General features: G+C 58.8%; 13 protein-coding genes. 7 read left to right on the top strand and 6 right to left on the bottom strand.

The genetic code is table 11. The annotated features are described in order from the left end of the window. Positions 1-10 precede the first annotated feature (10 nt). The 3 genes from AC0TOF_RS17905 to AC0TOF_RS17895 are packed head-to-tail and all read left to right on the top strand — an operon-like array spanning position 11 to position 3,524. Positions 11-1,540 (top strand): ABC transporter ATP-binding protein, encoded by a 1,530-nt coding sequence (locus AC0TOF_RS17905; RefSeq protein ID WP_473769228.1) that lies wholly within the window; start codon positions 11-13, stop codon positions 1,538-1,540. Continuing rightward, positions 1,540-2,583 carry an ABC transporter permease gene (locus AC0TOF_RS17900; RefSeq protein WP_473769227.1) on the top strand — a complete coding sequence of 348 codons (1,044 nt, stop codon included), beginning with the start codon at positions 1,540-1,542 and terminating at the stop codon, positions 2,581-2,583. The genes AC0TOF_RS17905 and AC0TOF_RS17900 overlap by 1 nt, the downstream gene beginning before the upstream one ends. Next, the gene (locus AC0TOF_RS17895; RefSeq protein WP_122002559.1) at positions 2,580-3,524 is read left to right on the top strand and encodes an ABC transporter permease; all 945 of its coding nucleotides are present in this window, start codon (positions 2,580-2,582) and stop codon (positions 3,522-3,524) included. The genes AC0TOF_RS17900 and AC0TOF_RS17895 overlap by 4 nt, the downstream gene beginning before the upstream one ends. Before the next feature lie 140 nt (positions 3,525-3,664). Here the strand turns inward: AC0TOF_RS17895 and typA are convergent, their stop codons facing one another. Together typA and mgtE are read right to left on the bottom strand one after the other, a co-directional pair. Next, positions 3,665-5,488, bottom strand: a complete 1,824-nt coding sequence (gene typA, locus AC0TOF_RS17890; RefSeq protein WP_122002560.1) for a translational GTPase TypA — start codon at positions 5,486-5,488, stop codon at positions 3,665-3,667. 200 nt (positions 5,489-5,688) lie between these two features. Beyond that, positions 5,689-7,086: a magnesium transporter gene (mgtE, locus tag AC0TOF_RS17885; RefSeq protein ID WP_122002561.1), complete on the bottom strand. Its 1,398-nt coding sequence runs from the start codon at positions 7,084-7,086 to the stop codon at positions 5,689-5,691. Between the two features lie 339 nt (positions 7,087-7,425). On the opposite strand from mgtE, the gene AC0TOF_RS17880 reads away from it, so the two are divergent. Beyond that, positions 7,426-9,474, top strand: a complete 2,049-nt coding sequence (locus AC0TOF_RS17880) for a M3 family metallopeptidase (protein ID WP_473769226.1) — start codon at positions 7,426-7,428, stop codon at positions 9,472-9,474. A gap of 31 nt (positions 9,475-9,505) precedes the next feature. Here AC0TOF_RS17880 and AC0TOF_RS17875 read toward each other — a convergent pair whose 3' ends face one another. Genes AC0TOF_RS17875 through AC0TOF_RS17865 form a run of 3 tightly spaced genes read right to left on the bottom strand, consistent with a single transcriptional unit; the run spans position 9,506 to position 10,957 of the window. After that, positions 9,506-9,859 (bottom strand): VOC family protein, encoded by a 354-nt coding sequence (locus tag AC0TOF_RS17875; RefSeq protein ID WP_473769225.1) that lies wholly within the window; start codon positions 9,857-9,859, stop codon positions 9,506-9,508. Continuing rightward, positions 9,859-10,065, bottom strand: a complete 207-nt coding sequence (locus tag AC0TOF_RS17870; RefSeq protein ID WP_002965766.1) for a DUF1737 domain-containing protein — start codon at positions 10,063-10,065, stop codon at positions 9,859-9,861. Before AC0TOF_RS17870 ends, AC0TOF_RS17875 begins: the two co-directional genes overlap by 1 nt. A gap of 16 nt (positions 10,066-10,081) precedes the next feature. Continuing rightward, a complete protein-coding gene (locus AC0TOF_RS17865; protein WP_473769224.1) occupies positions 10,082-10,957 on the bottom strand; it encodes an HpcH/HpaI aldolase/citrate lyase family protein in 876 nt (291 codons plus the stop codon). Positions 10,958-11,196: 239 nt separating this feature from the next. Between AC0TOF_RS17865 and AC0TOF_RS17860 the strand changes: the two genes are divergently transcribed. The 3 genes from AC0TOF_RS17860 (at position 11,197) to AC0TOF_RS17850 (ending at position 13,001) form a co-directional block, all read left to right on the top strand. Next, on the top strand, positions 11,197-11,661 hold the full coding sequence (locus AC0TOF_RS17860) for a glyoxalase superfamily protein (protein WP_122002565.1): 465 nt from the start codon (positions 11,197-11,199) through the stop codon (positions 11,659-11,661). Positions 11,662-11,899: 238 nt separating this feature from the next. Continuing rightward, positions 11,900-12,505, top strand: a complete 606-nt coding sequence (gene leuD, locus AC0TOF_RS17855; RefSeq protein WP_122002566.1) for a 3-isopropylmalate dehydratase small subunit — start codon at positions 11,900-11,902, stop codon at positions 12,503-12,505. 73 nt (positions 12,506-12,578) lie between these two features. Further along, on the top strand, positions 12,579-13,001 hold the full coding sequence (locus AC0TOF_RS17850; RefSeq protein ID WP_122002567.1) for a metallopeptidase family protein: 423 nt from the start codon (positions 12,579-12,581) through the stop codon (positions 12,999-13,001). 296 nt (positions 13,002-13,297) lie between these two features. On the opposite strand, the gene AC0TOF_RS17845 is transcribed toward AC0TOF_RS17850, so the two are convergent. Continuing rightward, positions 13,298-13,720, bottom strand: coding sequence for an organic hydroperoxide resistance protein (locus AC0TOF_RS17845; RefSeq protein WP_010658490.1), 423 nt, complete (start codon positions 13,718-13,720; stop codon positions 13,298-13,300). Positions 13,721-13,803 lie beyond the last annotated feature (83 nt).

Genomic DNA, 13,803 nt, shown 5'->3' with positions numbered 1-13,803 from the left:
GGCCTCTCCCATGACCTCCACCGTCCTTGAACTGCAAAATATCACCAAGCGCTTTGGCCCGTTGACCGCCAATGACGATATTTCGCTCAAACTCGAACGCGGCGAAATTCTTGCATTTCTTGGCGAAAACGGTGCAGGCAAGACCACGCTGATGAATATCCTGTTCGGCCATTATGTGCCGGATGAAGGCCGCGTCTTCGTCAAGGGCGCGGAAATCCCGCAGGGCAAGCCCCGCGCGGCAATCGATGCGGGCGTGGGCATGGTGCACCAGCATTTCACGCTGGCGCCCAATCTTACCGTGCTAGAAAACATCATCACCGGCACCGAAAGCCTGTGGAAGCTCAAATCCGCGCACGGGCCTGCGCGCACCAAAATCGCCCAGATTGCAAAGCGCTTCGGCTTGCAGGTCGATCCCGACGCGCGGCTGGGCGATCTGTCGGTGGGCGAGCAGCAGCGCGTCGAAATTCTGAAAGCGCTCTATAACAACGCCGACATACTGATCCTCGATGAGCCAACCGCCGTTCTGACCACGCAGGAGGCGGAAAGCCTGTTCGCGACGCTCAAGGAGATGGCGCGTCAGGGCCTGTCGCTGATCTTCATTTCGCACAAGCTGCATGAAGTCATGTCGGCAGCCGACCGCGTGGTCGTCCTGCGCGGCGGCAAGCTTGTCGCCGAACGCAAGGCTTCCGAAACCTCGAAAGAAGAACTCGCCGAACTGATGGTTGGCCGTCGCGTTTCGCGCCCTGCACGCGCTGCGGCCACACCCGGCGAGACCTTGCTGGAAGCAAAGAATGTAACGGTCGTTGAAGATGGAGCGCCCCGCCTTTCCGACCTCCATTTCCACGTTCGCGCCGGTGAAACGCTTGGCATCATCGGCGTGTCGGGCAACGGTCAGGCAGCGCTTGGACGTCTCGTTTCCGGCCTCAGCCAACCGGCAAGCGGCGAGCTTGCAATGTTCGGGCAGATGGTCACGAAATTCGACCCTCGCCAGTTTGTGGCGGCGGGTGTTGGCCGCATCCCGGAAGACCGCAATGCCGAAGGCGCAATCGGCGATCTGACGCTATGGGAAAATGCGGTGCTGGAGCGCGTGCGCGATCCGCAGTTTTCCAATGGACTTCTGGTCAACCGCACGGCAGCGCGGGAATTTACCAACCGCATCATCAAGGATTTCGATGTGCGCGGCGGCACGCCCGACAGCCGCATTCGCCTGCTTTCCGGCGGCAACATGCAAAAGCTAATTCTGGGCCGTAATCTGGAAACCGCTCCGCGCATCCTGATCGCCGCGCAGCCGACGCGCGGCCTCGATGAAGGCGCCGTCGCGGCCATCCACGCCCGCATTCTGGAAGCCCGTGCCAAGGGCGCTGCCGTATTGCTGATTTCGGAAGATCTCGATGAAATCATTGGCTTGGCGGATCGGGTTCAAGCGATTGTTAAAGGCCGTCTTTCCCCGCCCATCGACGCGGAAGAAGCCAATGCGCAGCGATTGGGCCTGATGATGGCTGGCGAATGGCAGAATAATAGCAACAAGGGGCTGAACTGATGCGTATTGAACGACGCGAAACACGGCCCATGGCTCTGGTGGCAACGGCACCGATCATCGCCGTCCTGACCGCCTTCGTGCTTGCCGGATTGCTGATCGCCGCCGCCGGTGCGCCGGTTCTGGAAGCCTTCCGGCAGATCGCCATTGGCGCTTTCGGTAACAAGCTTTCGATCACCGAAACGCTCACCCGCGCAACGCCCCTGATGCTGACAGGCCTTGCCGCCGCCGTCGCCTTCCGCTCGAAGCTCTGGAATATCGGTGCAGAAGGCCAGTTCTATATGGGCGCGCTGGCGGTGGTCGCCTGCGGCACGCAGTTGCAGCTTCCAGCCGCCATCCTCATACCGCTTCTGCTGATCGTCGGAGCGATAGCGGGCATGATTTTTCTTCTGATCCCGCTCGGGCTTCGCCTGCGCTTTGGCGTCGATGAAGTGGTGACGACGCTGCTTTTGAATTTCGTCGCCGTGCTCATCGTTTCGATGATGATCGAAGGGCCGATGAAAGATCCGCTTGCCTTCGGCTGGCCGCAATCCGAACCCGTTCCCGATGCCGCCGTGCTGCCCAAGATCATGTCCGGCATGCGACTCCATATCGGCATCGCGATTGCCATCGCTCTGGCGCTCATCATCGCCTATGTGCAGAAGCGAACCGTATTCGGGCTCGAAACCAAGGCTGCGGGGCTCAACCCTGCCGCTGCCCGCTTCGCCGGTGTGCCCCTGGCCAGAACGCTGATAAAGGTCGCCTGCATTTCCGGCGGGCTGGCCGGGCTTGCAGGCGCGATACAGGTCATGGGCGTGAAGGGCTATGTCACGACCGATCTTTCGCCCGGCTTCGGCTATTCGGGCATCATTGTCGCGATGCTCGCCAATCTGAACCCCATCGGCGCGATCTTCTCCGCGCTTTTTGCTGCCGCCATGTTCGTCGGCGCCGACGGCATGAGCCGCGCCATCGGCATCCCGAGCTTTATCGCCGATGTTACCGTCGCGCTGTCGCTCCTGACCATGCTGGTTGCGCTGTTCTTCACACAATACAGGATCGCCCGATGAACGAGTTGATGGATATTCTTCTCTCCGCCGGTCTGTGGGTTTCGGTCCTGCGCATTGCAACGCCGTTGATTTTCGGCACGCTCGGCGCGCTTTATTGCGAACGCGCCGGTGTGCTCAATCTCGGCATCGAAGGCATCATGACCTTCGGCGCAATGATCGGCTGGCTGACCGTGTTCAACGGCGCGGACCTATGGACCGGCGTAGCGGTTGCGGCAGCTTCCGGCGCGCTGTTCGGCCTGCTTCATGCGGCGCTCACCGTACCGCTCGGCCTGTCGCAGCACGTTGTGGGCCTGGGCATCACGCTGTTTGCTTCAAGCCTTTCCTATTTCCTGTTTCGGCTTCTGGTGCCGCTGTCCTCAACACCGCCGTCCATCACGCCTTTCCAGCCGCTCAATCCGGCCTGGCTTGCGGAAGTCCCGTTCATCGGACAGGTGCTTGGCACACAGACGGCATTGACATGGATTGCCGTTCCGCTGGCGCTTCTGCTCGGTTACGTCCTGTTCCGCACGCCTCTCGGCCTTGCCATCCGCATGACCGGCGAAAACCCGCATGCGGCGGAAGCGCAGGGCATCAACCCGATCCGCGTGCGCATTTTCACGATCATGTTCGGCAGCGCGCTGATGGCCGTGGGCGGCGCGTTCCTGACGCTTTCGGCGTTCAATTCGTTCTTCCCCACCATGATGCAGGGACGCGGCTGGGTCTGTATCGCGCTTGTCGTCTTCGCCTCATGGAAACCGGCTCGCGCCCTTCTGGGTGCCCTGCTCTTTGCGCTGTTCGATGCGTTCCAGCTTCGATTGCAGACGGTTTACGGCAAGGCCGTGCCCTACCAGCTTTTCCTGATGATCCCTTACATCATGTCGATTGTGGCGTTGATCGTCATGGCGCGCCGCGCCCGCGTTCCGCAGGCGCTGATGCAGCCTTATCGGCGCGGCGAGCGGTAAGCGCTTCACGCAACACCAGCCCCTCATCCTGAGGAGCCGCCGCAGGCGGCGTCTCGAAGGGCAAGGGGCGGCGAGCGGTAAAACTCTCCAAACAAAAACGGCGGCCTTTCGGACCGCCGTTTTCTTTTACGCTGTCGGGCTTATGCAGCGCTCGACTTGCTCTTTTCAAAGCGCTTGCGCTCATTCGGATCCAGATAGAGCTTGCGAAGGCGGATAGACTTCGGCGTTACTTCCACCAGCTCGTCGTCCTGAATCCACGACAGGGCGCGTTCCAGCGTCATCTTGATCGGCGGGGTCAGCTTCACGGCTTCATCCTTGCCAGCGGCGCGGATGTTGGTGAGCTTCTTGCCCTTCAGGACGTTGACTTCCAGATCGTTGTCGCGGCTGTGAATGCCGATCAGCATGCCCTGATAGACCTTGACGCCTGCGTCGATGATCATCGGGCCGCGATCTTCAAGGTTGAACAGTGCGTAGGCCACTGCTTCACCCTGATCGTTGGAGATCAGAACGCCATTGCTGCGGCCTGCGATTTCGCCCTTATATGGCTGATAATCGTGGAACAGGCGGTTCATGATCGCCGTGCCGCGCGTATCGGTCAGAAGTTCCGACTGATAGCCGATCAGGCCACGGGTCGGCGCATAGAACACCAGACGCACGCGATTGCCGCCCGAAGGACGCAGCTCAACCATTTCGGCCTTGCGTTCAGACATCTTCTGCACGACCGTGCCGGAATATTCTTCATCGACGTCGATGACGACTTCCTCAATCGGCTCCAGCTTTTCGCCGTTCTCGCCGTCCTTCATGACGACGCGCGGACGCGAAACGCCAAGCTCAAAACCTTCACGGCGCATGTTTTCGATCAGAACCGCAAGCTGCAATTCACCGCGACCGGACACGAAGAACGAATCCTTTTCGTTCGATTCCTCGATCTTCAGCGCGACATTGCCTTCGGCTTCCTTCAGCAGACGGTCGCGAATGACGCGGCTCGTCACCTTGTCGCCTTCGGTGCCCGCATAAGGGCTGTCGTTGACGATGAAGGACATAGTGACCGTCGGCGGATCAATCGGCTGGGCTTCCAGCGGCGTATTGACCGATGGATCGCAGAACGTGTCGGCAACAGTGCCCTTGGAAAGACCGGCAATAGCGACGATGTCGCCTGCCTGCGCTTCTTCAATCGGCTGACGCTCGATGCCGCGGAAAGCGAGAATTTTCGAGATACGGCCATTTTCCAGCAGCGAACCATCCTGACCGAGAACCTTGACGGCCTGGTTCGGCTTGATCGAACCCGAATGGATACGGCCTGTAATGATACGGCCCAGGAACGGATCGGCTTCAAGGATGGTGCCGATCATGCGGAACGGACCTTCGGCGACCTTCGGTGCTGGAACGTGCTTCAGCACGAGGTCGAACAGCGGGGCCAGACCTTCGTCCTTCGGACCGTCCGGGTTCAGCGCCATCCAGCCATTGCGGCCCGAACCGTAGAGAATCGGGAAGTCGAGCTGTTCGTCGGTCGCATCGAGATTGGCGAAGAGGTCGAACACTTCGTTGACGACTTCTTCATGGCGGCCATCCGGACGGTCGATCTTGTTGATCGCAACGATGGGCTTCAGGCCAACTTTCAGCGCCTTGCCGACGACGAATTTCGTCTGCGGCATCGGGCCTTCAGCAGAGTCGACCAGCACGATCGCGCCGTCCACCATCGACAGGATACGCTCCACCTCGCCGCCGAAATCGGCGTGGCCGGGCGTGTCGACAATGTTGATGCGGGTGTTCTTCCAGACAACCGAAGTCGCCTTGGCCAGAATGGTGATGCCGCGCTCACGCTCGATGTCGCCGGAGTCCATCATGCGTTCACCAACACGCTGGTTCTCGCGGAACGAGCCAGCCTGTTTCAAAAGTTCGTCAACCAGAGTGGTTTTGCCATGATCGACGTGTGCGATAATAGCGATATTACGCAATTCCATATGGAGATCACTTCTATATGAGTTGGGAGCCGCGCCAACAGACCCGCGCGGAAAAACAATGCGGCGCTCTTACAGGTTTTTTTGCCTTTTAGAAAGGGGCAGCACGAAACTGCCCCCCAATTAACCCGAAAAACCCGGATTTCATTACGTTTTTACACGGCTAATCTGTCAGTTTTTTGTCACCGAAAGCATTCGGGCCGTTATAAAAGCGTGCCCGACAAAATCACCAGCGCGACGCTGAAATAGATCACAAGACCGGTCACATCGACCAGCGTGGCAACGAAAGGCGCCGATGCGCTGGCCGGATCGAAGCCGAGCCTTTGCAATATGAACGGCAACATGGACCCGGTCAGCGAGCCGAATGTCACGATGCAGACCAGCGCCATGCCGACGGTTGCGGCCACAAGAATCCAGTGTTCGCCGTAGTCATAGATGCCGAGCGTCTGCCAGATGGCGATGCGTATGATGCCGATGACGCCGAGGAAGCTTCCGAGCGCCAGACCCGTTGGCAATTCGCGAAGCGCGACGCGCCACCAGTCCTTGAGCCTGATTTCCTGCAAGGCAAGCGCACGAATAATCAGGGACGTTGCCTGCGAACCGGAATTGCCGCCCGAAGACATGATGAGCGGGATGAACAATGTCAGCACCAGCGCCTTTTCAAGCTCCAGCTCGAAATGCTGCATCGCGCTCGCGGTCAGCATTTCGCCAAGGAAAAGGATGCCGAGCCAGCCAGCGCGTTTTTTCAGCATCTCGCCGAAACCGATGCGCATATAGGGCTTGTCCAGCGCTTCCATACCGCCGAAACGGTAAGCGTCCTCGCTGGCCTCTTCGGTCATGGCGTCCAGCACGTCATCGACGGTCACGATGCCGATGATGTGACGGCTTTCGTCAACCACAGGCACGGCCAGAAGGTCATGCTTGCGGAAAAGCCGGGCCACTTCCTCACGGCTTGCCAGCGGCGAAATCGTGATCGGTTCGTCATCGCGGGCAATCGACAGGATCGGCTCGTCCGGCTCGCGGATGATAAGGCGGCGCAGGCTGACCACGCCAAGCAGAACGCGGCTGACCGGATCGATCACATAAATCGCATAAACCGTTTCGCGGGTGCGCTCGACCTTGCGGATATGTTCCAGCGTCTGGCCGACATTCCAGTTGGAAGGCACGGCGATGAATTCGATAGTCATGAGCGAACCCGCCGTATTCGGCGGATAGCCCATCAGCTTTTTCAGCGCGACCTTGGTCTCAGGCGCGAGAATGGGAAACAGGCGTGCGCGGTCATCGTCTTCCAGTTCCTGAAAAACGTCGGTTGCACGGTCCGCAGACATGCCATCGAGCAAAAGACTTGCGAGGCCGGGCGGGAGCGTGGCGATGATTTCGGTAGCACGGTGCAGTTCCGGCTGATCGAGCAGACGGATAGCATCTTCGTGCGAAAGCTGGGCGATGACGGCGACTGCATCATCGGCATCGAGTTCGTTAACGAGTTCCACTGCGTCGCCGGTACGCATATCCGCAATGCGGCTTGCGATGGCAGCAGCAGGAAGGTCGGCAACATTGAGTACTTCCGGGGAGAAGTTGTTGTCGGTCTTAAGGCCGGTCATGGGGCTTGCCTTTCTGTCGATCCGCCGTCAAAGGCAGACCGTGCAAGCCGACCGCAAGCGATCAGATCACGAACTGCCTTGACGGCTGAAACAATCGACTGTGACTGTCGCTTGGCATAAGAGAATAAAACTCCGGTTGAAAATGCTGCCGCTGAATTCCGGCTGCGAGCGTGATTTGCGCTTGGCCGCCCATAAAGTCAAGCCCTGCCGGACGATGTGGAACGGTTTTCCCGCAAGTTAGCTCCCACGGTTTCCCTCTTGCTTGGTAGCAAGGCGGCGCATAGGGTCACGACTTATTAATTTGCTGCATATCGATGCCATCTCAACCGGAGCTTCATCATGTCCGACAAAACCGCCCACAATCACGCGCTGACAGACTGGAGCGGACCACTGGGCCTGCCGGATTTCACCGCGTTCAGGGACGAGGATTTCGCACCCGCCTTCGATGTGGCGCTGGCGGAAGACCTTGCCGAAGTGGAAGTCATCGCCGGGGCGAGCGACGCGCCAACCATCGACAATACGCTGAAGGCGCTGCAATTGACGGGCAAGGCGCTCGACCGCGTTTCCTCCATTTTCTGGCTGCGTGCGGGTGCGCATACCAACAACACGATTCAGGCGCTGGAGCGCGAAATTGCGCCGAGAATGTCGCGTCATTATTCGCGTATCATGATGGACCCCGCACTCTTCGCCCGCATTGACGCGCTTTATGAAAACCGCGACATGCTGGACCTCGACACTGAGACCAAGCGCGTTCTTGAAAAGACGTGGAAGGGTTTCGTCCGCTCGGGTGCGAAGCTCGATGAAGCGGGCAAGACGGAACTCGCAGGCATCAATGAAAAGCTTGCCGGACTTGGCGCCCGCTTCGGCCAGAACGTGCTGAAGGATGAATCGAGCTGGGCGTTGTTCATCACCGATGAGGCTGACCTCGCCGGTCTGCCGGACTTCCTGAAAAACGCCATGCAGAGCGCTGCCGCCGAACGCGGCAAGCCGGATGCATGGGCCGTTACGCTGTCGCGCTCGATTGTCGAGCCGTTCCTGTCATTCTCGCAGAACCGAAGCTTGCGCGAACAGGCGTTCAACGCCTGGGCGAAGCGCGGTGAAAATGGCGGTGAAAGCGACAATCGTGAAATCGTGCGCGAAATGGTGGAACTGCGCGAGCGCAAGGCGCAGCTGCTCGGTTACGCCAACTTTGCCGCCTACAAGCTCGATGACACCATGGCCAAGACGCCCAAGGCGGTCATGGATCTTCTCGAACCCGTCTGGGACAAGGCACGCGCCAAAGCCCGCCAGGAAGAGGTAGAGCTGGAGCGTCTGATCGCGGCCGATGGCGGCAATCACAAGGTCGCGCCATGGGACTGGCGCTTCTATACGGAAAAGCTGCGTGCCGAACGTTTCGCCTTCGATGAAGCGGAACTGAAGCCTTATCTTCAGCTTGAAAAGATCATCGAAGCCGCTTTCGATGTGGCAGGCCGACTGTTCGGCGTCCGCTTCGAGGAGAAGACAGGCATTGCCGCATGGCACCCCGATGTGCGCGTGTTTCAGGTGCTCAACGCCGATGGCAGCGAACGCGGCCTGTTCCTTGGCGATTATTTCGCGCGGACATCGAAGCGTTCGGGCGCGTGGATGAGTTCCCTGCAATCAAGTCACAAGCTTGATGGCGGGCAGAAGCCGATCATCTACAATGTGATGAATTTTGCCAAGCCAAAGGCCGGTGAACCAGCCCTGCTCTCGCTCGATGATGCACGCACGCTATTCCACGAATTCGGCCATGCGCTGCATGGGCTTCTGTCGGACGTGACGTGGCCTGCCGTTGCCGGCACCGCCGTTTCCCGCGATTTCGTGGAACTGCCGTCGCAGCTTTATGAACACTGGCTCACAGTCCCTGCGGTTCTCGAAAAATACGCCGTGCATTATCGCACTGGAGAAGCCATGCCGAAGGCGCTGTTGGACAAGGTATTGGCCGCCCGCACCTTCAATTCGGGGTTCAACACGGTCGAGTTCACCTCTTCGGCGCTCGTGGACATGGCATTCCACACCGGCACGGAAAAGATCGCTGATCCGCTCGCTTTCGAGGTAAAGACGCTGGAAAAGCTCTCCATGCCCGATGCAATCATCATGCGTCATCGCACGCCGCACTTCACCCACGTATTCTCGGGCGACGGTTATTCCGCAGGGTACTATTCCTATATGTGGTCGGAGGTGCTGGACGCAGACGCGTTTTCCGCATTCGAGGAAACCGGCGATGCCTTCAACCCGGAACTGGCAGCGAAACTGAAGCAGCATATCTATGCCGCCGGCGGCAGTCGCGACCCGGAAGAGCTTTACAAGGCATTCCGCGGCAAGATGCCGACACCGGACGCGATGATCGAAAAGCGCGGACTGAACTGAACAAGGAAAAAGGCCGGGAAACCGGCCTTTTTCAACTCTTGTGGGTCAGGATATTCACGAGCCGCCCATAAGGGTCACGCGTGAAGAAACGGCGTACGCCCCATTCCTCTTCCGCCGGACCGTATTCGACGGGGAAACCCAGCGCGATGGTGCGTTCCAGCATGGCGTCGACGTCATCGACCTCTATTGAAAGATCGGGCACCGGCGTGCCCGCCCCACCTTCGCTCATGATGCTCACCTGTACCCGCGCCTCAGCATCGGTGGCATAGGTGACGATCCAGCCGAAATCCATCGCCACATCGAGGCCCAGCAAGTCGCCATAGAAGCGCTTTGCCGCCGCCGGATCACCGGCGGCGATATTGGTGACGATGCGGCGCACGGCCATCAGTATTCGCCGAGCTTGATGTCTGGCGTGTAGTCAACGCCGTCGACTTCCTTCACCACCGGCTGGCCGCAATGCATGACGCCGGTGGCGGCGTTGAAGGCATAGGTCGGCGAGCCATAGAGCTGCCAGCCCTTGTTGAGGGCCGCCGTGACGCGATGGCAGAATGCGGAATCGTCCGGGCCTGTAATGAAACGATATAACTTCATGCTGGTACTTCCTCTGTTATAACTTTGCGCCCGCCTTGGCGAGCAAACGCTCGGCCATTTCGAGATGCAGTCTTTCGACCATTTGCCCATCAAGCGAAACGACGCCCTTGTCGGCATTTTCGGGCTGGGCGAAAATATCAACAACGGCGCGGGCATAGGCCAATTCGCTTTCCGTTGGCGAGAATGCGCGATTGGCCGCTTCGATCTGGCCGGGATGAATCAACGTCTTGCCGTCGAACCCCATGGCGGCACCTTGCGCGCATTCCGCCTCGAAGCCAACGCTGTCGCGAAAATCATTATAAACACCATCGAGAACGGTGATCCCTCCGGCGCGCGCCGCAAGAATGATCTGCATCAGCCAGGGGATCAGATAGGGTCGCCCCGGTTGCGGACGCACGCCCGTTTCCCGCGCAATATCGTTTGGCCCGACGACAAAGCAGGCAAGCCGCACCGCCGAACGGTGGCCGAGAACCGCAATTTCGTCGGCATTGAGAATGCCTCTTGCCGTCTCGATCATCGCCCAGACGCCAACTGCGGGATCGGCATCGTGACGATCAAGCCGGTTGGCCGCGTCGATGATATCCTGCGGACGTTCGACCTTGGGCAGAAGGATCGCATCCGCGCCCATCTTCGCCGCAGCCGCAACATCGTCCCTGCCCCATGGCGTTTCCGCCGTATTCACCCGCACGATGCGTTCGAAACCTGCCTTCGGATGGCTTGCAAAATGCGCCGACAGCGCGTCACGCGCCAAAACCTTTGCCTCCGGCGCAACGGAATCTTCCAGATCATAGATCACGCAATCGGCGGCAAGCGTCAGCGACTTTTCCAATGCCCGTGCATTGACGGCAGGAACGAACAGGACGGAACGGCGAGGACGAGCAATGGTTTTCATGTCCCGATTTGTGCACTGAACCGCCGGGCAGCGCAAGCACAGACAGCGCCTGCGGACAGGGCCTTGAAATCCTGCGTCGACACGCCTATTTTCCGGCCTTCGGTTGAATGCACCTGCCGCCCGCAGCTTCCAAGCCATGGTAAAGCATTCTGACTTCTCGTTCCTGTTCCGGTGACGGCAGAAACGGCAATGCGGGCACCCGTTCATGAAAACGCCGCTCACAACCAGGAGCGAAAACAATGACCACAGCTATCATTGCTGGGACCAATAACGTTGACTTCAAGCATCAGGCCCGCCGTCTGCGGCAGGCACTGAGCGAGGAAGGCATCACCATCAGCCACGGCAAGGCGCTTGACCTTGTGGCACGCCAGTCCGGCACACGCGACTGGAACACGCTTGCCGCCAATGGCAGCAAGGCGGAACCCGCTTTCGTTTCGGACGAAACCGCGCCCTACCGCGTCGGACAGCGCATCACCGGCATGTTTCACACCACGCCGTTCGATGCCCGCATCATCGCAGTCGAGGAAACGATCAAGCCTGAATTGTGGCGTATCACCTTGCGGTTCGATCCTGCCATCGATGTGGCTATGTCGCCAAACCTCTCAATGCGGCGGGGGCGTTATACGATCGTCGTCGGCACCGACGGCAAATCCCGCCGCCTGACCGGCAGCGAGAGCGGCGGCGTCGCGCTGAATGTTGCATAATTACTCAAAATGCCTCGCATACGCATGATCCGTAAAACTTGACGCCGTTTACAGACAGGATTATGCGCATAACCCGACAGTCGAACGATCCGGCGCGTTTGCAAGCGCGCCGGATAATTCGCAAGGCGGGTCGGGAGTTGCGACCTATTGGGCAGTTTCGGCCTCAAACGTTGACTCTCGGTCAAGCTGATGTAAACCAGTTTGCAAATTGCAAATTCCCAACCGACAGGTTCAGGACATGGATAAGTTCACCAAGCTCACAGGCGTCGCTGCCCCCCTGCCGATCGTCAATATCGACACGGATATGATCATTCCGAAGGATTACCTGAAGACGATCAAGCGCACGGGTCTGAGCAAGGGTCTTTTCGCCGAAATGCGCTTCAACGAAGACGGCACGGAGAACCCGGATTTCGTCCTGAACAAGCCGGGCTACCGCAACGCGCAGATCCTCGTTGCAGGCGACAATTTCGGCTGCGGCTCCTCGCGCGAGCATGCGCCTTGGGCCTTGCTCGATTTCGGCATCCGCTGCGTGATCTCGACCTCGTTCGCCGATATCTTCTACAATAACTGCTTCAAGAACGGCATTCTGCCGATCAAGGTCGCCCAGGAAGACCTCGACAAGCTGATGGACGACGCTTCGCGCGGCGCCAATGCAACCCTCACCATCGATCTGGAAGCCAAGGAAATTCACGGCCCCGATGGTGGCACCATTTCCTTCGACCTTGATGATTTCAAGCGCCATTGCCTGCTCAACGGTCTCGACGATATCGGCCTGACCATGGAAAAGGCTGGCAGCATTGACGCATTCGAGGCTAAACGCGCCGAACAGCGCCCCTGGGCATGATGACTGAAAGCATTATATATGGCCTGCAAGAGCCCGGTGGCCTGAGACATTGAATAGGACACGATTGGCTGGAATGGCCCGAGAAGATCAAAGCGGTGACTGGGCGGGACGACTCTCGCCCTCGCTCGACGAAATTGAATCCATCGCGATTGAAGCTCTTGCGCATCTGCCGCAGGAGTTTCGTGCGCTGTGCGGCGACATCATCATCCAGATCGCCGACTTTCCCGATGATCAGATCATTGAGGATATGGGGCTGGAAACGCCTTTCGACCTGCTCGGCCTCTTCGAAGGTCGCGGCATCGGCGAACGCTTCAGCCTTCAGACCGGCGATGGCCCGAACCGCATTACGCTCTATCGTCGCGCGATCCTCGACTACTGGTCTGAACATGAAGAAGTGCTGGGCGATATCATCACCCATGTACTGATTCACGAGATCGGTCATCATTTCGGCCTGTCAGACGACGACATGGAGAATATCGAAGCTCAGGCGGAGTAGTCGTCTGCCGTTTACGGGAGCGATTTAAAGCGCTCCATCGTCCCTCAAGAATTTGATCGCCATGAGCGCGGCGCACCGGCTGAGCAAGACGTCTCGCTCTTCTGAGAGGTCTGCGGCAAAGCGATCTGCAAGCCTGTGGTATGAGGCATTTATTACTGGATTTGCAAGGTAGCGCGCTTCCATTCTTTCACACGTGGAGCGAAGTTCGCGAATATCCGGGTTCATCGAAATGGCTTCCTGCTAAAATTTGGAAAATATCATAAAAGGCGCCCTCATCAGGCGCCTTTCCATGTCTGTCAGGCCACACTCAGGCGAACATCGATATTGCCGCGTGTTGCGTGCGAATATGGGCAGACAATGTGTGCTGCCTGAACCAGCTCTTCTGCTTTTGCCTTGTCTACGCCCGGCAAGGCCACTTGCAGCGCGACATCGAGGCCGAATCCCGTACCATCTTCTCGCGGACCGATACCGACCGTCGCGGTGACCGTGCTGTCGGCTGAAATGGCAACTTTTTCCTTTGCGGCAACGAACTTCAACGCGCCGAGGAAGCAGGCCGCATAGCCGGAAGCGAAAAGCTGCTCGGGATTGGTGCCCTCGCCGCCCGAGCCGCCGAGTTCCTTCGGCGTGTCGAGAACGACGCTGAGCCGTCCGTCGGCGGTTTTGGCGCTGCCGGTACGGCCGCCGGTTGCTGTGGACTGGGTGGTATACAGAATTGGCATTGGGTTTCTCCTTTGGCTTGTCTTCGCAACCAAGCTTGCAGATTATTAAATTGTGCGCAATCTAATTTTGTAAAATATAATAT

The sequence above is a fragment of the Ochrobactrum sp. PL_is501 genome, assembly GCF_055816895.1.
The sequence above is the reverse complement of the archived record's forward strand: the minus strand, read 5'-3'. Positions and strand labels throughout refer to the sequence as shown.